Genomic DNA, 17100 nt, shown 5'->3' with positions numbered 1-17100 from the left:
GCCATGTCCGATCCCGCGTCCCACGCACTGTTTGAAGCAGCCCGCGAGGCTATGACGAAGGCGCATGCGCCCTATTCGAAATTTCCGGTCGGCGTTGCCATCCGGGCCGACGACGGCAAGGTTTATCTCGGCGCCAATATCGAGAACCTGTCCTTCCCTCAGGGCTGGTGTGCCGAACCCACCGCGATCGGCGCGATGATCATGGGCGGATCCAAGAAGATCTCCGAGCTCGCCGTCATTGCCGAAAAGTTGCCGCTTTGCACGCCTTGCGGCGGCTGCCGCCAGAAAATTTCTGAATTCGCTTCGGCCGATACGCGCATCTACCTCTGCGACGAGGCCGGCGTACAGAAGACGGTCACCATGGCGGAACTCCTGCCCTTCGCCTTCGAGACGGACGTGATTGGATGAAGCCAAGGCCATGAAGGAAGTCATCGATCTCCTCGTTGACCGGCTGGGTGGCCTGGTGCCGCGGCACGCCATCGTTCTGGGCTCCGGCCTCGGCTCGCTGGTTGGCGAAGTGCGCGACCAGGTTCGCGTGTCCTATACGGAGCTTGAAGGTTTTCCCGTCAGCGGCGTCACTGGCCATGCGGGCGAACTGGTCGCGGGTTATCTCGGCGACGAGCCGATCATCATGCTGTCCGGCCGGGCGCACTATTACGAACACGGCGACGCCTCCGCCATGCGGCTGCCAATCGAGGTGATGCGCGGCATCGGTGTCCAGACGCTGATCCTGACCAATTCCGCCGGCTCCGTGCGCGAAGACATGCCGCCCGGTTCGGTGATGCAGATCACCGACCACATCAACTTCTCCGGCATGAACCCGTTGATCGGCGAGCGCGGTGACCGCCGTTTCGTCGGCATGACAACCGCCTATGACGCAGCGCTTGCGCTCGACATGCGTAATGCCGCGATCCGTTGCGGCCTGCCGCTGTTTTCCGGCGTCTACATGTGGTTCTCCGGCCCAAGCTTCGAAACGCCGGCGGAAATCCGCATGGCGCGCACGCTCGGCGCAGATGCCGTCGGCATGTCGACGGTGCCGGAAGTCATCCTGGCGCGCTATTTCGGGCTGAAGGTCGCCGCCGCCTCCGTCATCACCAATTTTGCTGCGGGAATGACCGGCGCGGAGCTTAGCCACGACGAAACCAAGGACATGGCGCCAATTGGCGGCCAGCGCCTGGCGGCAATCCTCAAGGAAATGCTCGCCTGAAGGAAATCCTGGCTTGAAGACAAGCCGCCGAGACTTCGCTAAAAGCGATCCCCTTCATCGGCCGCAACCACTTCATTGACCGGAGCGGGTTGCATGTGCCGGGTCCGACGACCAATATAGCCACTCAAATCAGCCGGAGAGACACGCCCATGGAACTCCTGAGCCCGCGTGAAGCTGCCGCTTTCGCGCTTTCGCTTCTTGACCTGACCAACCTGCGCGACGACTGCGACAATGCGGCGATCGAGAAGCTGTGCCTGCGTGCCCAGACGCCGAACGGCCATACGGCCGCCATCTGCATCTGGCCGCGCTTCGTGGCGCATGCCCGCTCCATCCTAGGGCCGGAGCATGTGGTGCGGATCGCGACGGTCGTGAACTTCCCCTTTGGTGATCTTCCGGTCGCCGAAGTCGTGGAAGAAACACGCCGGGCGGTGGCCGACGGGGCAGACGAGATTGACCTCGTCATTCCCTACCGCAAGCTGATTGCACGCGACGAAGCCGCGGTGACGGAAATGGTGGAGGCCGTGCGCGCCGCCTGCCCGCAGTCCTGCCTCAAGGTCATTCTCGAGACCGGCGAGTTGAAGGACGCGGCACTGGTGCGTCGCGGCTCGGAGCTTGCCATCGAAGCGGGTGCGGATTTCATCAAGACCTCGACGGGCAAGGTTGCCGTCAATGCAACCCTCGAGGCGGCCGATATCATGCTGCGGGCGATCCGCGATTCCAGGAAACGCGTCGGGCTGAAGCCCGCCGGCGGCATCGGCACCGTGGCGGATGCCGATCTTTACCTGCGGCTTGCGGAAACCGTGATGGGGCCGAACTGGATCATGCCGTCCACCTTCCGTTTTGGTGCGTCCGGCCTGCTCGACGACATCCTCGCCGTCCTCAACGGCAACACGGCACCGCGCGCCTCGACGGGCTACTGATGATCCCCCAGGAGATCATCCGCCGCAAACGCGACGGCGAGGTCCTGCAACAGCAGGAGATTGCCGCGTTCATCGACGCGCTTGCGAAGGAGAAGATCAGCGAAGGACAGGCAGCGGCCTTCGCCATGGCTGTTTTCTTTCGGGGCATGTCCCGGGATGAGACGGTGGCGCTGACGCTGGCGATGCGCGATTCCGGCACAGTTCTCGACTGGACCGGTGTCGGCCGACCCGTGGCGGACAAACATTCGACCGGCGGTGTTGGTGATAATGTTTCTCTGATGCTCGCGCCGATCGTAGCAGCCTGCGGTCTCGCCGTGCCGATGATCTCCGGCCGCGGGCTTGGCCACACGGGCGGAACGCTCGACAAGCTGCAGTCGATCCCCGGCTACAATGTGTCCCCGGATGACGCACTATTCCGCAAGGTGGTGTCCGAGGCAGGCTGTGCCATTATCGGCCAGACGAGTGAACTGGCGCCGGCCGACCGCCGTCTGTATGCGATCCGCGACGTCACCGCGACGGTGGAATCCGTGCCGCTGATCACGGCTTCCATCCTGTCCAAGAAGCTTGCGGCAGGGCTGGAGAGCCTGGTTCTCGACGTGAAGGTCGGCAACGGTGCCTTCATGAACAGCCGGGAGGACGCCGAGACGCTTGCCCGCTCGCTGGTCGACGTGGCAAACGGTGCCGGGTTGAAGACAACTGCGCTTCTCACCGACATGAACGAACCACTGGCCGATGCCGCCGGCAATGCGCTCGAAGTCGTCAACTGCCTTGATTTTCTGGCCGGCCGGAAAGCCGGCACCCGGCTGGAGACGGTGGTTTTTGCTGAAGCCGCCGAGATGCTGGTTTCGGCGGGCGTTGCGGCCGATCTGGCTGAAGCCGAAAACAAGGCCCGCGTGGCGCTTTCATCCGGCCATGCACTGGAGCACTTCGCCCGCATGGTGCATGGGCTTGGCGGCCCGGCAGACTTCTGCGAGCGGCCGGATGCCTACCTGCAGCAGGCCCCGGTCCGGGTCGCGGTGCCGATGCCGCGGTCCGGTTATCTTGCCGCCTGCGATACGCGCGCGCTTGGTCTTGCGGTGGTGGAACTGGGTGGCGGGCGCAAGCGTGCCGCCGATCCGATCGATCATCGCGTCGGGATCGCGGAAATCAGGCCACTTAGCGCCAAACTGGAAGCCGGTGACCCGATCGCCGTGGTGCATGCTGCCAGCGAGGCGGATGCGGACAAGGCCGTTCAGGATGTGTTGGCCGCTTACTCCGTCTCCGATAAGGCTCCGGAGGCTCGAGCGGTAATCCTCGGGCGGGTCAACTGACTACTGCGTCAGTTTCAGCTTGCCGCCTTCGACCTGGAAGGATTTGAGCTTCTTGAGGAAGCTCATGCCGACCAGCGTGCCGGACAGGCCCTTGTCGCGCAGCACGAAGGCATCGACATTCTGCACCCGCACGCCACCGATTTCCATGCGCGACAGCTTGATATGTGCCGCCTCAGTAGGGCCGTTTGCGGTGTTGACGTTGTAGCGGAAGTCGAGGCTGTTGGCGCCGAAACCCAAGCGCCGGGCGGTGGTTTCGTTGATCGCCACCAACGATGCGCCGGTATCGACAAGTCCCTCCACCGGCTTTCCATTGATACGGAAGGCGGCTTCAAAATGCCCGCGACCATCTGCCTCGAGCACTGCGCGTCCGGGCGTATAAGCGGCATTCTGGACGGCTGGAGCATCCTCGACTGTGGCAGGCACCTGCGACGGCGGCCTGGCGCGTTCGACCAAGGCCGGGATCTGCGTGGCGAACACGGCTGCGATGGCGGCTATGGTGGCGGTGCGCAGAAGCATGGCGTCTCTTTGGCGAAACTCTTGACTGCTCACGCCTAGCTCCGAAACCATAACAAAAGGGCCTGCCGCGTCGCGACAGGCCCTTCAAACTCAAGATATGGTTAGCGAAGCGTTGCTCTACTTGGTGCCGTACATGCGATCGCCTGCGTCGCCGAGGCCAGGCACGATATAGCCCTTCTCGTTAAGCCGCTCATCGATCGAGGCGGTGTAGATCTTCACGTCCGGATGGGCTTCCTGGAAGTTGCGGATGCCCTCCGGGGCTGCCAGCAGGCAGAGGAAACGGATGTTGTGGGCGCCGCGTTCCTTGAGCTTCTGGATGGCCGCAATTGCCGAGTTGCCCGTCGCGAGCATCGGATCAACGACGATCATCAGACGCTCATCGAGATCATCCGGCGCCTTGAAGTAATACTCAACCGGCTGCAGCGTATCGTGGTCGCGATAAAGCCCGATATGCGAGACGCGTGCCGACGGCACCAGTTCGAGCATGCCTTCGAGCAGGCCGTTGCCTGCGCGCAGGATGGAGACGAAAACGAGCTTCTTGCCTTCGACGATCGGTGCCTGCATCTGGGTGATCGGCGTCTCGATCGTTTCCAGCGTCAGGTCGAGGTCGCGTGTTACCTCGTAGCAGAGGAGCATCGAGATTTCTCGAAGCAAACGCCGGAAACCTGCGGTGGAGGTTTCCTTCTTGCGCATGATCGTCAGCTTGTGCTGCACCAGCGGATGATCGATGACAGTGACGCCGTCCATGAGCTTCCCCTTATTGGTTACCTGCCCTTCTTTCAGCGAAAACGGCAGGTTTCGCAAGCGGCCTGCGTGATGTTTGCACGCCGCTCGCCCGTTTAGGCTGTGGGCGCCGCGTCCAGCCGGGCGAGCAGGCGTGTGCGCGTGTCTTCATCCACGAAGGCGGCTTCCAGCGCGGTGCGGGTCATCGCGTTGATCTCCTCATCGCTCATGCCAAACTCTTGCGCGGCGATCTCGTATTCCCGCGCCAGCGAGGTGTGGAAGAACGGCGGGTCATCCGAATTGATGCAGACGCGCACGCCTGCCGCTTTCAGCTGCTTCAGCGGGTGGCTGGCGAAGTCCAGATAGACATTGAGCGCGATGTTGGAGCCCGGGCAGACTTCGAGCACGGTGCCGAGTTCCACCAGCCGCTCGACAACGGCCGGATCTTCGATTGCCCGCACGCCGTGGCCGATACGCGCCGGCTTCACCAACTCGAGGGCATCGGCGACGCTGAACGCGCCGCAGACTTCGCCGGCATGGATGGTGAGGCCAAGGCCCGCATCACGGGCGATATCGAAGGCGCGTGCATAATCCGCCACGCGGCCCATCCGCTCCTCGCCGGCCATGTTGAAGCCGGTCACCAGCGGATGGCGGTTACGCGCTGCATATTCGGCAGCGGCCACGACCCGATCGACACCGAAATGGCGTTCGCCGGTGATGATGATGCGCGTCTCGATCCCGGTCTTCTCCCGCGCCGCTTCGATGCCATCACAGATCCCGGCGAGGTAGGCATCGGCACCCAACCCGATACGGTCGCCATGATCCGGCGAGACGATGATCTCGCTGTAGATGGTATTCGCCGCCGAAAGCTCGGCCAGATAGGTCTCCGTCAGCAGCGCGTAGTCTTCGGCTGTGCGAAACAGCGAGGCGACGGCATCGTAACAGACGAGGAATTCGGAAAAATCCGACCAGCGGTAGGAACCGTCCTGGATGATGTGGTCCGTTTCCATGCCGTATTTCCGGGCCTGGGCTTCAGCAAGAGATGGCGGTGCCGCGCCCTCAAGGTGACAATGGATTTCGGCTTTCAGGAGATGCTGGGTCAAAGGAAGCTCCGGCCATGCGGCCCTGGCGCGATGGAAAGGTGTGAGGCAACGGTTTCGGCTATGTCGGCATAGGTCGAGCGGATGCCGATTGAGCGCGACCGGATGCCGGGGCCGAAGGCCATGATCGGCACCCGTTCACGGGTGTGGTCCGTTCCCCTCCAGGTCGGATCGCAGCCGTGGTCGGCCGTGAGAATGACGAGGTCGCCCGGCTTCAGCCTGCGGTGGATGTCCGGGATCATCAGGTCGAAAGCCTCGAGTGCTGCCGCGTAACCTGGCACGTCGCGACGGTGGCCATAGAGCATGTCGAAATCGACAAGGTTGCTGAAGACAAGATCGCCGATGGCCGCTTCATCCATGGCCGCCAGCGACGCCTGCATGATGTCATGGTTGCCGGTGGCCTTGATCACCCGAGTGACGCCCTGGTGGGCGAAGATGTCGCCGATCTTGCCGACGGCATGTACCGAGCGACCGCCGCGGACCAGCCGGTCGAGCAGGGTCGGCTCCGGCGGCGGCACTGAGTAATCGCGGCGGCTTCCGGTGCGGGCGAAGGTTTCCGGGCTCTCGCCGATGAAGGGACGCGCGATGACGCGGCCGATATTCAGCGGGTCGAGCAGTTCGCGCACCACCTGGCAGAGCTCCAGCAGCCGGTCGAGGCCGAAATGGGTCTCGTGGGCGGCAATCTGGAAAACCGAGTCGCTCGACGTGTAGCAGATCGGCTTGCCGCTACGGATATGCTCCTCCCCGAGTCTTGCAATGATCTCTGTGCCGGAGGCATGGCAATTGCCGAGGATGCCGGGGATATTGCCCTCGCGGCAGATCGCCTCGACCAATTCAGGCGGAAAGGCATCACCTTCGGTCGGGAAATAACCCCAGTCGAACATCACCGGCGCGCCGGCGATCTCCCAGTGACCGGACGGCGTGTCCTTGCCGCGCGACACTTCGTTGGCGGCGCCATGGAGGCCGAAGACCCGCTCCGGCATCGGCATGGCGGCGGGATAATCTCCCGTCGCCAGCTTGGCGATCTCCAGCAAGCCCAGGGAGGACATGTTCGGCAGCGTCAGCGGGCCCTCGCGAAGGCCCGCGCGATCACCGATGCCCGCCGCGCAAAACTCTGCGATGTGCCCGAGCGTGTTCGATCCAAGGTCACCATAGACTTCGGCATCCTGCGCGCCACCTACGCCAAAGGAATCAAGAACGAAAAGAAAGGCACGCGCCATCGGTCACCTGGAAGTCGCAAAACTGCTCATCCCGTGCCTGCCGGTACGGAACCTGTTTTCATATAGCCGCAGCCGTATTTTAGCAAAGGGGTGAAAGGGTGGCCTAGCTGCAGCCGTTGCAGGAAATTTCGCTCCCGGTGCGCTGGCGGTAGAAGAATTCCCGCGCAATCGTGATGTTCTGGTAACCGCTGCCCTCAGGGCCGGACAGGAACATCAGCAGCTTGTGACCAACCGCCACTTCGGCGCGGATGAGGAAGGTGTCGGGCAAGCGCATGTCGTTTGGAACATCAACCGGCGTGCCGACCGCATAAGGCGCGCCGCCGGCACTTGACCAAGACCAGGCGACCTTGGGCGCACCGGATGCATCGAGCTTCACGCCGGTAACCTTGATTACCTTGCTTGCCGGCTTGAAGGGAAACAGGATGCTGTCTCCAACAGCCGTCATGTTCGCCAATGTAGCACTCGACACGGAGGACTCCCGCGTCAGCAGATCGGCGATCGTGCTGGCGCTGCGGGTGACGCGCTTGGCAACGCTCAAACCGACGGTGATCTCGAACGAGGTGATGTAGAGGCTTAGGAGGATCGGCGCGATCAGCGCGAATTCAACCGCACCCACACCCCGGCAATCGCGCAGGAAATCCCGCAGCCGGATCAGGATGCCGGAATGGCGCATCTTCAGCTTCGCCTCCTGGATCATGGATAATCCTCGTTCCGGAAGGCAGACGTCTCAACAATCAGGAAGTAACCGGAGTCATCACCGGCGGGTTTGATGGTGCTGAGCATCGGTCGCAGGATGTCGGTGATGATATTCCACTTGTAGAAGGCACGAACCATGTTGATCGTGTTCTGCTTGCCCGGCGCAAAGCCGAAGGAAGCACCATCGATGTCACCTGCCGAATTGATCGGAAGCGTCTTCGGGATATCGGCGAAACTCGCGTAGCTGCGTACATCCAGCAGCAGTTTATTCGGCTGCGCCACCTCGTTGGCGTCGCACTGGATCATGATGGAGATTTCTTCGCAGAACGCCTGGCGGAACTGCTCCGTCTTCATCGTGTTGGTGATCTGCCCGGTGCGGATCTTGCGCGAGAGGGTGTCGACCGCGTTGGAGATCAGCTGCTCACCGGTGAAGGCGATAAAGGTCTCGACGATCGCGAAGACGATGATGAAATAGGGAATGGCGAGGATCGTGAACTCGATGGCCGCCGCGCCGTCGTCGGAACGCAGGATACGCCGCCAAACGCCCTTGCGCTTCGGCTTCGTGTCCGAGCTGTCGTGGATGACGTCACAGTCCTGGCGCATGCCTACCATCCAAACCCCTTCCTTCATCCTGGAAGGTATCGGCGGACTATTGATATTCCGTTGCCAAGATGGCTTTCAGTTTAGCAATCTGTGCCGTTCAGGGCGCGCCGGCGGCCGTCGCGGAGAATTCGGCGTGCTGTTCGCAGTTCGGCGTGCAGGACAGGATGGAGCGCGCCGTCTGGCGGAAGACGCGGACCGTGTTGCCCTCGTCGATCGAAACCAGCACCCGCTCGTCGGCAATCGCATTGCCCTCGGCGTCAAGCAGGACAAGGTTGGTGGTTCCGAAGCTGCGGCCCGTCAACACGATCGTGGTGGGATCCGCCACCGTCGCATCCGCAACGTTGGCATTGCCCACAATGACCTTGCTCACCGGCCGGTCGAGCTTCAGCACGCGGGCGTGATTCATGAAGACCCGCAGGAGATCGACGTCGCCGTCCTGGGCGGATACCTGTCCGGCACAGGCAAGGCTAATGCCGCCAAACGCCGCGAATCGAACCACGAGGCTGAGTATGGACATGAGGATCGGCCTTCAGTCTGGAAACAGTGCTTAACCGATAATGGACGTGATTGGTGAAACAAGCGTTAAGACGACAAGCTGGGCCAAGCACCCGGCTCGACAGCTCCAGGTATGGAACATGCTGCGATCAAGCTATTCCTCATAAATCGACAGAAACATTCTCGCCACAACACAAGCAGGCGTTAATTTAGCCCGTAACACAGGCGAGGCGAGATCGCTAAAATACTACGGAAAGTCTGGAGACATCATTCACCTCGATCCAAACCGTGGGGCATTAACACCTTCTTAACTGCATTCCTTAAGGTGATGGAAATCGTCCCTTTGTAGATTTGGTCCATCCGAACAACGGAAACAGTTGTCGGGAAGTGCTGAACAACAATTCTACTTAGGAGAGTCCCATGTCAAAGCTTTTCGCCCGTTTCCGCAAAGACGAATCCGGCGCAACCGCAATCGAATACGGCCTGATCGCTGCCCTCATCTCCGTCGCCCTGATCGCTGGCGCCACTACGCTCGGCAGCAAGCTGAATACCCAGTTCACCAGCATCTCGAACAAGCTGAACTGCAGCGCCGCCGCCACCACTTCTTGCTGATTGCTATCAGCCTGGATCGGTAGAACATGAACGAGGGCCGCCGACTGGCGACCCTCGTTATTTTTTGCTCTCAGGTCTTCTTGAAAGGAAAGTGCATGGTCGATGTTGTTGTCGCCGTCCTGGTTCTTTCAGTGCCGGTCGCTGCGTTGATCTACGCGGCGCTCAGCGACCTGATCACGATGACCATTCCCAACCGCATCTCCCTAGGCCTTGCGGTGGCTTTTCTCCTCTTGGCGCCGCTCGCCGGCATGGGTGCCGTCGAACTGGGTTTCGCCGCGCTCGCCGCACTTCTTGTCTTCATCGCCTGCTTCGGTCTCTTTGCCGTCAACGTCATGGGCGGCGGTGACGCCAAGTTGCTGACAGCGATTGCGCTTTGGTACGGACTCAACAGCTCGCTGATCGCCTTCCTCACGGCTGTCGCCTTTGCTGGTGGCGTGGTGACACTCGTCTTCCTGCTGTTGCGCAGCCAGGCCCACAGGGTCGTGTCGCTGGGCGTCCCCCTGCCCTCATCCATGGTGACGGCCAAGAAGATCCCTTACGGGATCGCGATTGCGATTGGTGGCATGCTGACACTTGCGCAATCTCCACTATACATGTGGGCGCTCGGGCTTTTCAGTGAAAGTTAAAAAAGAAACTTTCCGTTAACCAAAGACGGCAGCAAGTCGTTAACTATAATTACACCTTTGAAGGCCATTGTTCCCGGAGATTGTATTTCCAAGGACTGGCCTCATGAAGCCGACCCGTATCATCATTCTTTCGGTTGCCGTCGTGGCTGCAGGCCTCGCGGGACTGCTCGCCATGCAGTTGACCGGAGCGAAAGCGCCGGGCGTCGTGGAGACGATCGTGCAGAAAGAGCCCACGGTTCGGGTTCTCGTCTCCGCTGAAAACCTTCCCGTCGGTAGCCGCATCAGCGACAAGGCGGTCGAGTGGGTGGCCTGGCCGCAGAGCGGTCTCATCGACGGGTTCATCACCGACTCGATCCGCCCGGAGGCGGTCACCGAGCTGCAAGGCACGATCGTGCGCATGCCGATGTTCAAGGGCGAGCCGGTTCGCGCCGAAAAGATCGCCGATGCCTCGAGCCGCATCATGGCCTCGCTGCTTCCCTCCGGCAAACGCGCCGTCGCGACCGAGATCTCTGTCGCGACCGGTGCCGGTGGCTTCGTGCTGCCGAACGACCGGGTCGACATCATCATGGTCCGCCAGAACAAGGATGGCGGCGGCTACATCACCGAAAACATCCTGAACAACGTCCGCGTGCTGGCAATCGACCAGCAGATCCAGGAGAGCGAGGACGGTTCGAAGGCTGTCGTTGGTACGACTGCCACGCTCGAACTCACCCCCGACCAAGCCAAGGTGATCGCCGTGGCGCAGCAGATGGCAGACCGCCTGACGCTTGCCCTGCGCTCCGTCGCCGACTCCCAGGAAGCCGATACCGCAGCCGCCGACTACCTGCTGCACGACGGTGACGGCAAGAACGAGATTCAGGTGATCAAGTCTGGCACGGTCGTCAAAAGCACGCCGATGCAAGCGAAGTAACGGAGCTGTCACGTGAGCAAGCTGATCCATAGAATTCGCAGTTCGGCAGCGGCCAGCATGGCCTTCTGCCTTGCGTTTTCAAGCATGCCGACAAGCCTCGACCACGCGAGCTTCGGCATTCCGCAGGCGAAAGCCGCGAGCAATAGCGTCATCCGCATCACCGATGGCGGCCCTGGCGTGCGCAAGCGCCTGTCGCTCGGCTTGAACAAGGCGCTCGTCGTCGATCTTCCCTCCGACGCCCATGACATCCTGGTCGCTGATCCGACCATGGCGGATGCGGTCACCCGCACCTCGCGCCGCATCTACCTCTTCGGCAAGACGGTCGGCCAGACGAACATCTTCGTTTTCGGCCCGGGCGGCGAGGAAATTGTAAGCCTCGACGTACAGATCGAGCGCGACATCTCCGGCCTCGAGCAGAACCTTCGCCGGTTCCTGCCGGAGTCGGCCATCAAGGTCGAAATCATCTCAGACAACATCGTGCTGTCTGGCACCGTGCGCACGCCACAGGATTCAGCGCAGGCCGAACGGCTTGCCAACGCCTTCCTCAAGGGCGGTGAAGCCACCACCCGTAATATCACCGCGCAGGGTAACAACGGCGACGCGGACATTTTTGCCGAAGACCGCCAGCAATCGCAGATCGTCAACCTGCTCACCATCGAGGGTGAGGACCAGGTAACGCTGAAGGTGACGGTTGCCGAAGTCAGCCGCCAGGTGCTGAAGCAGCTCGGCTTCAACGGCTCGGTGCAGGGTCCGCGCGGCTCGATCTCCTTCGCTAACCCGGCAAATCTCGGCAATGCCATCAATACGGTCGCCACGGGTGCGCTGGGCGGCCTCGTCGGCAATACCAGCCTTGCCACCTACATGAACGCCATGGAACAGGCCGGCGTGATGCGCACGCTCGCCGAACCGAGCCTCACCGCAATCTCCGGCCAGCAGGCCAAGTTCTATGTCGGCGGCGAATACCGCCTGCCGGGCACCCAGGAAGTCAGCACCCAGAACAACGCGACCACCGTCGAGCGGACCATCCAGACGGTCGACTACGGCATCGAGCTGAACTTCAAGCCGGTGGTGCTCTCCCCCGGCCGCATCAGCCTGCAGATCGAGACAAACGTTTCCGAACCGACCTATGAGGGTTCTGCCGTGACCGGCAACGGCATCTCGCCGCGGGTCGCAGGCAACACCTACATGTCGATCCGCAAGCGCGAAGCCTCGACCTCCGTGGAACTGCCGTCCGGTGGTTCGATCGTGATTGCCGGCCTCGTGCAGGACAATGTGCGCCAGGCGATGTCGGGACTGCCGGGCATCTCGAAGGTGCCGGTATTCGGCACGCTCTTCCGCAGCAAGGATTTCGTCCGCAACGAGACCGAACTCGTCATCATCGCGACGCCCTATCTGGTGCGCCCCGTGGCACGCAACGAGATCGCGCGGCCGGATGACAACTTCAATCCCGAGAACGACGCAGCCACCTTCTTCCTCAACCGTGTGAACAAGATCTACGGCCGCAAGGAGCCCGTTGCCAAAGGGCAATACCACGGCGCCGTCGGCTTCATCTACAAGTGAGCGGTCATGGCTACTGAAACTCAAGCATTTCCGGCCGAAGGACACGATGTCATGACAGATGACAAGGCACACCGCACCACGCGCAGGTTTGCTGCCGCAACCGTGCTTCTAGCAACGGTCGGGCTTCTTTCCTCCTGCGGCAACAGCCAGCTCACCACCGGCTCGATCCCGGACGACTACCGGACCCGCCACCCGATCGTGATGGCCGAAGCCGAACATACGCTGGATATTCCCGTCGCATCCGGCGACATCCGCCTGAACACCGGCATGAAGGATACGGTTCGCGGCTTTGCCCAGAATTTCGTTGCCTCGCCGGCTGGCGTGATCCAGGTCCAGGTGCCGCGCGGTTCCTACAATGCAGGTGCCGCCCAGCATCTTGCCGGCGACGTGCGCCGCACGCTGATCGGCACAGGAATCAAGCCGCAGCGGATCCTGATGAGCAGCTATTCTGCCTCTCCCGATGGCGACGCGGCCCCGATCCGTCTTGCCTATGTTGCGACGAAAGCCATGACCAGCGCCTGCGGCGAGTGGCCGGATGATCTCTCCGACAACACCTTTGGCAACCGGAACTGGTACAATTTCGGCTGCGCCAGCCAGAACAACCTGGCTGCGCAAGTCGCCAATCCGACCGACCTGATCGCACCGCGGGCCACGACGCCGATCGATGCGACGCAGCGGGCGAAGGTCATCAGCGACTACCGCACCGGTGGCTCGTCCACCACAAGACCATAACGGGAGGCGGGGGACCCACATGAGCGCGATCAACTACGAAATCCGCACGCCTGGCGAGGATGAACGGTTCGCCGAAGTTGCCGAGCGTTCCGACCACCTCGACGCCTTGCGCCCGCTGCCGCGCATCTCCGTGCACGCCTTCTGCGAAAGCGAAGCCATGCAGCGGATGATGGACCGGATGGCGCGCGACCGCCGGATGTCCAAGGTCAACCTTAGGGTGACGATCGGCAGCACGGATGCTGCCGCCAACATGTTCTCGTCTTCGCCGACGCCGAACCTGATCATCCTCGAAACGGAAGCCGACCCGAAGAACCTGCTGGTCGAGCTCGCGCCGCTGGCCGAGGTCTGCGACCCCTCCACGCGGGTGATCATCGTTGGCCGCTACAATGATATCGGCCTTTACCGCGAACTGATCCGCAACGGCATTTCCGAATATCTCGTCGGGCCGGTGCAGATGCAGGACATGCTTGCCTCCATTTCTGCGATCTTCGTTGATCCGGAAGCCGAACCGCTCGGCAAATCGATCGCCTTCATCGGCGCCAAGGGTGGCGTGGGCTCTTCCACCATCGCCCACAACTGCGCCTTCGGCATCTCCAGCCTGTTTTCGACCGAAACCATCCTTGCAGACCTCGACCTGCCGTTCGGGACCGCGAATATCGATTTCGACCAGGATCCCGCGCAGGGCATCGCGGAAGCCGTGTTCGCGCCGGAGCGGCTGGATGAAGTCTTCCTCGACCGCCTGCTGACAAAGTGCTCCGAGCACCTGTCGCTGCTGGCCGCGCCCTCGCTTCTGGACCGTGCCTATGACTACGACCGCGGCGCGTTCACGCCGATCATCGAACTCCTGCAGCGCAGTGCACCGGTCGCGGTCCTCGACCTGCCGCATGCCTGGAGCGAGTGGACACGCTCCGTGCTTTCGGAAGTCGACGAGGTGGTGATCTGCGCCGTTCCGGATCTCGCGAACCTGCGCAACACCAAGAACATGATCGACGCGCTGAAGAAGCTGCGGCCGAACGACCGCCCGCCGCATCTCATCCTCAACCAGGTGGGCATGCCGAAGCGCCCGGAGATCACCCCGAGCGACTTTGTCGAGCCGCTGGAGATCGAGCCGATCGCCATCCTGCCCTTCGATGTGCAGTTGTTCGGCAATGCCGCCAACAGCGGCCGGATGATTTCCGAGATCGATGCCAAGTCGCCGGCTGCCGAAACCTTCTCGCAGATCGCCCACATCGTGACCGGTCGCATGGCGGTGAAGAAGGCAAAGAAGGCCGGCCTCGGCGGGCTCATCGGAATGCTGTCTCGCAAGAAAAGCTAATACCAGGAAGTCGTCATGTTCGGAAAACGCGGAAACGAAGGATCTGGCAAGAGCGTCAGCGCTGGCTTTGCGCCAGCCGCGGCACCCGCTCCGGCCGCGACGGTCATGGCCAGACCCGGCACGCCGGAGATCCTTGCAGAACCCGGTCGTGACCTGGGTGGCCCTCGCCAGCCCGTGGCACCCCCGCCGCTCGCGCCCCAGCCGCCGGCCGCAGCGCGCAAGCGCGCGCCACGCACCGAGCACTATTACGACACCAAGAGCCAGGTTTTCTCCGCGCTGATCGACACGATCGACCTGTCGCAGCTCGCCAAACTCGATGGCGAAAGCGCGCGCGAAGAAATCCGCGACATCGTCAACGACATCATCACCATCAAGAACTTCGCGATGTCGATCTCCGAGCAGGAAGAACTGCTCGAAGACATCTGCAACGACGTTCTGGGCTATGGTCCGCTGGAGCCGCTGCTCGCCCGCGACGACATCGCCGACATCATGGTCAACGGTTCCGGCCAGACCTTCATCGAAGTTGGCGGCAAGACGATCGAATCCGAGATCCGCTTCCGCGACAACGCGCAGCTCCTGTCGATCTGCCAGCGCATCGTCAGCCAGGTCGGCCGCCGTGTCGACGAAAGCTCGCCGATCTGCGACGCGCGCCTGCCCGACGGCTCACGTGTCAACGTCATTGCACCGCCGCTTGCGATCGACGGCCCGGCGCTGACGATCCGAAAGTTCAAGAAGGACAAGCTCAACCTCGACCAGCTCGTGAAGTTCGGGGCGATCACCCCCGAAGGCGCGACGCTTTTGCAGATCATCGGCCGCGTTCGCTGCAACGTGGTGATCTCCGGCGGTACCGGTTCGGGTAAGACGACGCTTCTCAACTGCCTGACGCGCTACATCGACGCCCATGAACGCGTGATCACCTGCGAAGACACGGCCGAACTGCAGTTGCAGCAGCCGCATGTGGTGCGCCTGGAAACCCGCCCGCCGAACATCGAAGGCGAAGGCGAGATCACCATGCGCGACCTCGTCAAGAACTGCCTGCGTATGCGCCCGGAACGGATCATCGTCGGCGAAGTGCGCGGACCGGAGGTTTTCGACCTGCTGCAGGCGATGAACACCGGCCACGACGGCTCGATGGGCACGATCCACGCCAACACGCCGCGCGAATGCCTCAGCCGCATGGAATCGATGATCGCCATGGGCGGCTACACCCTGCCCGCCAAGACGGTACGCGAAATCATCGTCGGTTCGATTGATGTCATCGTCCAGGCTGCCCGCCTTCGCGACGGTTCGCGCCGCATTACCCAGATCACCGAGGTGATCGGCATGGAAGGCGACGTGATCGTGACGCAGGACCTGATGCGCTACGAGATTGACGGTGAAGACGCCAATGGCCGCCTGATCGGCCGCCATGTCGGCACCGGCATCGTCAAGCCGCATTTCTGGGACCGCGCCCGCTACTTCAACGAGGACAAGCGCCTCGCCGCCGCCCTCGACGCCATGGACAAGGCGAGGGATTAAGGGAGGATCTTCCATGTTTGGGATGGATATGACCGTCATAGCGATCATCGCGCTCGTGGCCATTGCCGCGGGCGCTGTTTGCTATGCGTTGATGTTCTCCCGCGTGGAAGCGGAAAAAAGTGCCGACGCGCGCCTGAACCGGGTGAAAGCGGCCGAGACCGACCTCAACAAGATGAAGGCCGCACGCGACCGCGTGCAGGAGCTTTCCAAGCGCCGCAAATCGGTCCAGGATTCGCTCAAGGAGCTGGAAAAGCAGCAGGAAGAAAAGAACCGGCGGATGGGCAAGGGCAGCATCAAGGCCCGCCTCGCCCAGACCGGCTATCCGCTCAGCCTCGGCCGCTTCTATCTCCTGAGTGCCGTGTTCGGCATCTTCATGTTCCTGCTTACCCTGTTGATGGGCCTGCCGCTGCTGGCGGCTCTCGGCACCGCATTTGCATCCGCCATCGGCGTGCCGCGCTGGGTCGTTGGTTTCCTCGTCAAGCGTCGCCAGAAGAAGTTCCTCGAGGAGTTTCCAAACGCGCTCGACGTGATGACGCGCTCCATCAAGTCCGGCCTGCCGTTGAACGACGCGCTGCGGCTCATCGCGGCCGACGGGCAGGAGCCGGTGAGGACCGAGTTCCGGCGCGTGGTCGAATCCCAGCAGGTGGGCCTGAGCATTCCCGAAGCCATCGCCCGCATGATGATGACGATGCCGCTGCCGGAGGTGAACTTCTTCTCGATCGTCATCGCGATCCAGAGCCAGGCGGGCGGCAACCTGTCGGAAGCGATCGGAAACCTTTCCAAGGTGCTGCGTGACCGAAAGAAGATGAAGGCCAAGGTCAGCGCCCTGTCTATGGAAGCCAAGGCATCGGCCGTCATCATCGGCGCGCTGCCGTTCATCGTGGCGACGCTCGTGTACCTCACCTCGCCGCAATATATCAGCATCCTGTTCACCGACCCGCGCGGCCACCTGATCCTCTTGGTCTCGGGTGTGTGGATGTCGATCGGCATCTTCGTCATGCGCAACATGATCAATTTCGACATCTGAGGAGACGGCA

At 62.1% G+C, this 17100-nt stretch carries 19 protein-coding genes; 12 read left to right on the top strand and 7 right to left on the bottom strand.

Annotation, left to right across the window (positions count from 1 at the left end):
- Positions 1-3 precede the first annotated feature (3 nt).
- From CYG48_RS16180 to deoA, 4 genes are all read left to right on the top strand, one after another.
- Positions 4-408, top strand: coding sequence for a cytidine deaminase (locus CYG48_RS16180; protein WP_118851314.1), 405 nt, complete (start codon positions 4-6; stop codon positions 406-408).
- Positions 409-418: 10 nt separating this feature from the next.
- Positions 419-1207: a purine-nucleoside phosphorylase gene (locus CYG48_RS16175; RefSeq protein WP_118851711.1), complete on the top strand. Its 789-nt coding sequence runs from the start codon at positions 419-421 to the stop codon at positions 1205-1207.
- Between the two features lie 149 nt (positions 1208-1356).
- Entirely contained in the window at positions 1357-2127 is a 771-nt protein-coding gene (gene deoC / locus CYG48_RS16170) for a deoxyribose-phosphate aldolase (protein WP_118851313.1), read from the top strand.
- Entirely contained in the window at positions 2127-3437 is a 1311-nt protein-coding gene (gene deoA / locus CYG48_RS16165; RefSeq protein ID WP_118851312.1) for a thymidine phosphorylase, read from the top strand. The genes deoC and deoA overlap by 1 nt, the downstream gene beginning before the upstream one ends.
- On the opposite strand, the gene CYG48_RS16160 is transcribed toward deoA, so the two are convergent.
- The 7 genes from CYG48_RS16160 to CYG48_RS16130 form a co-directional block, all read right to left on the bottom strand.
- Complete coding sequence (locus CYG48_RS16160) at positions 3438-3953, bottom strand: TIGR02281 family clan AA aspartic protease (protein ID WP_118851311.1); 516 nt, start codon at positions 3951-3953, stop codon at positions 3438-3440.
- Positions 3954-4070: 117 nt separating this feature from the next.
- Positions 4071-4700 (bottom strand): uracil phosphoribosyltransferase, encoded by a 630-nt coding sequence (upp, locus tag CYG48_RS16155; protein ID WP_118851310.1) that lies wholly within the window; start codon positions 4698-4700, stop codon positions 4071-4073.
- Positions 4701-4792: 92 nt separating this feature from the next.
- Positions 4793-5779, bottom strand: a complete 987-nt coding sequence (locus CYG48_RS16150) for an adenosine deaminase (RefSeq protein WP_118851309.1) — start codon at positions 5777-5779, stop codon at positions 4793-4795.
- The gene (locus CYG48_RS16145) at positions 5776-6996 is read right to left on the bottom strand and encodes a phosphopentomutase (protein WP_118851308.1); all 1221 of its coding nucleotides are present in this window, start codon (positions 6994-6996) and stop codon (positions 5776-5778) included. Before CYG48_RS16145 ends, CYG48_RS16150 begins: the two co-directional genes overlap by 4 nt.
- A 103-nt stretch (positions 6997-7099) precedes the next feature.
- Positions 7100-7693: a TadE/TadG family type IV pilus assembly protein gene (locus CYG48_RS16140; protein WP_118851307.1), complete on the bottom strand. Its 594-nt coding sequence runs from the start codon at positions 7691-7693 to the stop codon at positions 7100-7102.
- Positions 7690-8304 (bottom strand): TadE/TadG family type IV pilus assembly protein, encoded by a 615-nt coding sequence (locus tag CYG48_RS16135; protein ID WP_340162631.1) that lies wholly within the window; start codon positions 8302-8304, stop codon positions 7690-7692. The genes CYG48_RS16140 and CYG48_RS16135 overlap by 4 nt, the downstream gene beginning before the upstream one ends.
- Before the next feature lie 88 nt (positions 8305-8392).
- Entirely contained in the window at positions 8393-8812 is a 420-nt protein-coding gene (locus CYG48_RS16130) for a pilus assembly protein N-terminal domain-containing protein (protein ID WP_118851306.1), read from the bottom strand.
- 398 nt (positions 8813-9210) lie between these two features.
- Here CYG48_RS16130 and CYG48_RS16125 point away from each other — a divergent pair, with 398 nt between their 5' ends.
- The 8 genes from CYG48_RS16125 (at position 9211) to CYG48_RS16090 (ending at position 17090) form a co-directional block, all read left to right on the top strand.
- Entirely contained in the window at positions 9211-9402 is a 192-nt protein-coding gene (locus tag CYG48_RS16125; protein WP_118851305.1) for a Flp family type IVb pilin, read from the top strand.
- 95 nt (positions 9403-9497) lie between these two features.
- Complete coding sequence (locus tag CYG48_RS16120) at positions 9498-10028, top strand: A24 family peptidase (RefSeq protein ID WP_118851304.1); 531 nt, start codon at positions 9498-9500, stop codon at positions 10026-10028.
- A gap of 103 nt (positions 10029-10131) precedes the next feature.
- Entirely contained in the window at positions 10132-10938 is an 807-nt protein-coding gene (gene cpaB, locus CYG48_RS16115) for a Flp pilus assembly protein CpaB (RefSeq protein WP_118851303.1), read from the top strand.
- A gap of 57 nt (positions 10939-10995) precedes the next feature.
- Complete coding sequence (locus CYG48_RS16110; protein WP_118851302.1) at positions 10996-12498, top strand: type II and III secretion system protein family protein; 1503 nt, start codon at positions 10996-10998, stop codon at positions 12496-12498.
- A 51-nt stretch (positions 12499-12549) separates the two neighbouring features.
- Positions 12550-13230 (top strand): CpaD family pilus assembly protein, encoded by a 681-nt coding sequence (locus CYG48_RS16105; protein WP_245450355.1) that lies wholly within the window; start codon positions 12550-12552, stop codon positions 13228-13230.
- A gap of 19 nt (positions 13231-13249) precedes the next feature.
- Positions 13250-14545 carry an AAA family ATPase gene (locus CYG48_RS16100; protein ID WP_118851300.1) on the top strand — a complete coding sequence of 432 codons (1296 nt, stop codon included), beginning with the start codon at positions 13250-13252 and terminating at the stop codon, positions 14543-14545.
- Between the two features lie 15 nt (positions 14546-14560).
- Positions 14561-16063: a CpaF family protein gene (locus tag CYG48_RS16095; RefSeq protein WP_118851299.1), complete on the top strand. Its 1503-nt coding sequence runs from the start codon at positions 14561-14563 to the stop codon at positions 16061-16063.
- A 13-nt stretch (positions 16064-16076) separates the two neighbouring features.
- Positions 16077-17090, top strand: coding sequence for a type II secretion system F family protein (locus tag CYG48_RS16090; protein WP_118851298.1), 1014 nt, complete (start codon positions 16077-16079; stop codon positions 17088-17090).
- Positions 17091-17100: the final 10 nt, after the last annotated feature.

The sequence above is a fragment of the Neorhizobium sp. SOG26 genome (genome assembly GCF_003491345.1).
Lineage (GTDB): Bacteria > Pseudomonadota > Alphaproteobacteria > Rhizobiales > Rhizobiaceae > Neorhizobium > Neorhizobium turbinariae.
Note: the sequence above shows the minus strand (reverse complement) of the source record. Positions and strands in the feature narration are given on the sequence as shown.

What these genes read in the sequence shown, in the direction of transcription:
- CYG48_RS16180 (WP_118851314.1), top strand. Translation starts at nt 4, where the DNA reads ATGTCCGATCCCGCGTCCCACGCACTGTTTGAAGCAGCCCGCGAGGCT.
- CYG48_RS16175 (WP_118851711.1), top strand. Translation starts at nt 419, where the DNA reads ATGAAGGAAGTCATCGATCTCCTCGTTGACCGGCTGGGTGGCCTGGTG.
- deoC (WP_118851313.1), top strand. Translation starts at nt 1,357, where the DNA reads ATGGAACTCCTGAGCCCGCGTGAAGCTGCCGCTTTCGCGCTTTCGCTT.
- deoA (WP_118851312.1), top strand. Translation starts at nt 2,127, where the DNA reads ATGATCCCCCAGGAGATCATCCGCCGCAAACGCGACGGCGAGGTCCTG.
- CYG48_RS16160 (WP_118851311.1), bottom strand. Translation starts at nt 3,953, where the DNA reads ATGCTTCTGCGCACCGCCACCATAGCCGCCATCGCAGCCGTGTTCGCC.
- upp (WP_118851310.1), bottom strand. Translation starts at nt 4,700, where the DNA reads ATGGACGGCGTCACTGTCATCGATCATCCGCTGGTGCAGCACAAGCTG.
- CYG48_RS16145 (WP_118851308.1), bottom strand. Translation starts at nt 6,996, where the DNA reads ATGGCGCGTGCCTTTCTTTTCGTTCTTGATTCCTTTGGCGTAGGTGGC.
- CYG48_RS16140 (WP_118851307.1), bottom strand. Translation starts at nt 7,693, where the DNA reads ATGATCCAGGAGGCGAAGCTGAAGATGCGCCATTCCGGCATCCTGATC.
- CYG48_RS16135 (WP_340162631.1), bottom strand. Translation starts at nt 8,304, where the DNA reads ATGGTAGGCATGCGCCAGGACTGTGACGTCATCCACGACAGCTCGGAC.
- CYG48_RS16130 (WP_118851306.1), bottom strand. Translation starts at nt 8,812, where the DNA reads ATGTCCATACTCAGCCTCGTGGTTCGATTCGCGGCGTTTGGCGGCATT.
- CYG48_RS16125 (WP_118851305.1), top strand. Translation starts at nt 9,211, where the DNA reads ATGTCAAAGCTTTTCGCCCGTTTCCGCAAAGACGAATCCGGCGCAACC.
- CYG48_RS16120 (WP_118851304.1), top strand. Translation starts at nt 9,498, where the DNA reads ATGGTCGATGTTGTTGTCGCCGTCCTGGTTCTTTCAGTGCCGGTCGCT.
- cpaB (WP_118851303.1), top strand. Translation starts at nt 10,132, where the DNA reads ATGAAGCCGACCCGTATCATCATTCTTTCGGTTGCCGTCGTGGCTGCA.
- CYG48_RS16110 (WP_118851302.1), top strand. Translation starts at nt 10,996, where the DNA reads ATGGCCTTCTGCCTTGCGTTTTCAAGCATGCCGACAAGCCTCGACCAC.
- CYG48_RS16105 (WP_245450355.1), top strand. Translation starts at nt 12,550, where the DNA reads ATGACAGATGACAAGGCACACCGCACCACGCGCAGGTTTGCTGCCGCA.
- CYG48_RS16100 (WP_118851300.1), top strand. Translation starts at nt 13,250, where the DNA reads ATGAGCGCGATCAACTACGAAATCCGCACGCCTGGCGAGGATGAACGG.
- CYG48_RS16095 (WP_118851299.1), top strand. Translation starts at nt 14,561, where the DNA reads ATGTTCGGAAAACGCGGAAACGAAGGATCTGGCAAGAGCGTCAGCGCT.
- CYG48_RS16090 (WP_118851298.1), top strand. Translation starts at nt 16,077, where the DNA reads ATGTTTGGGATGGATATGACCGTCATAGCGATCATCGCGCTCGTGGCC.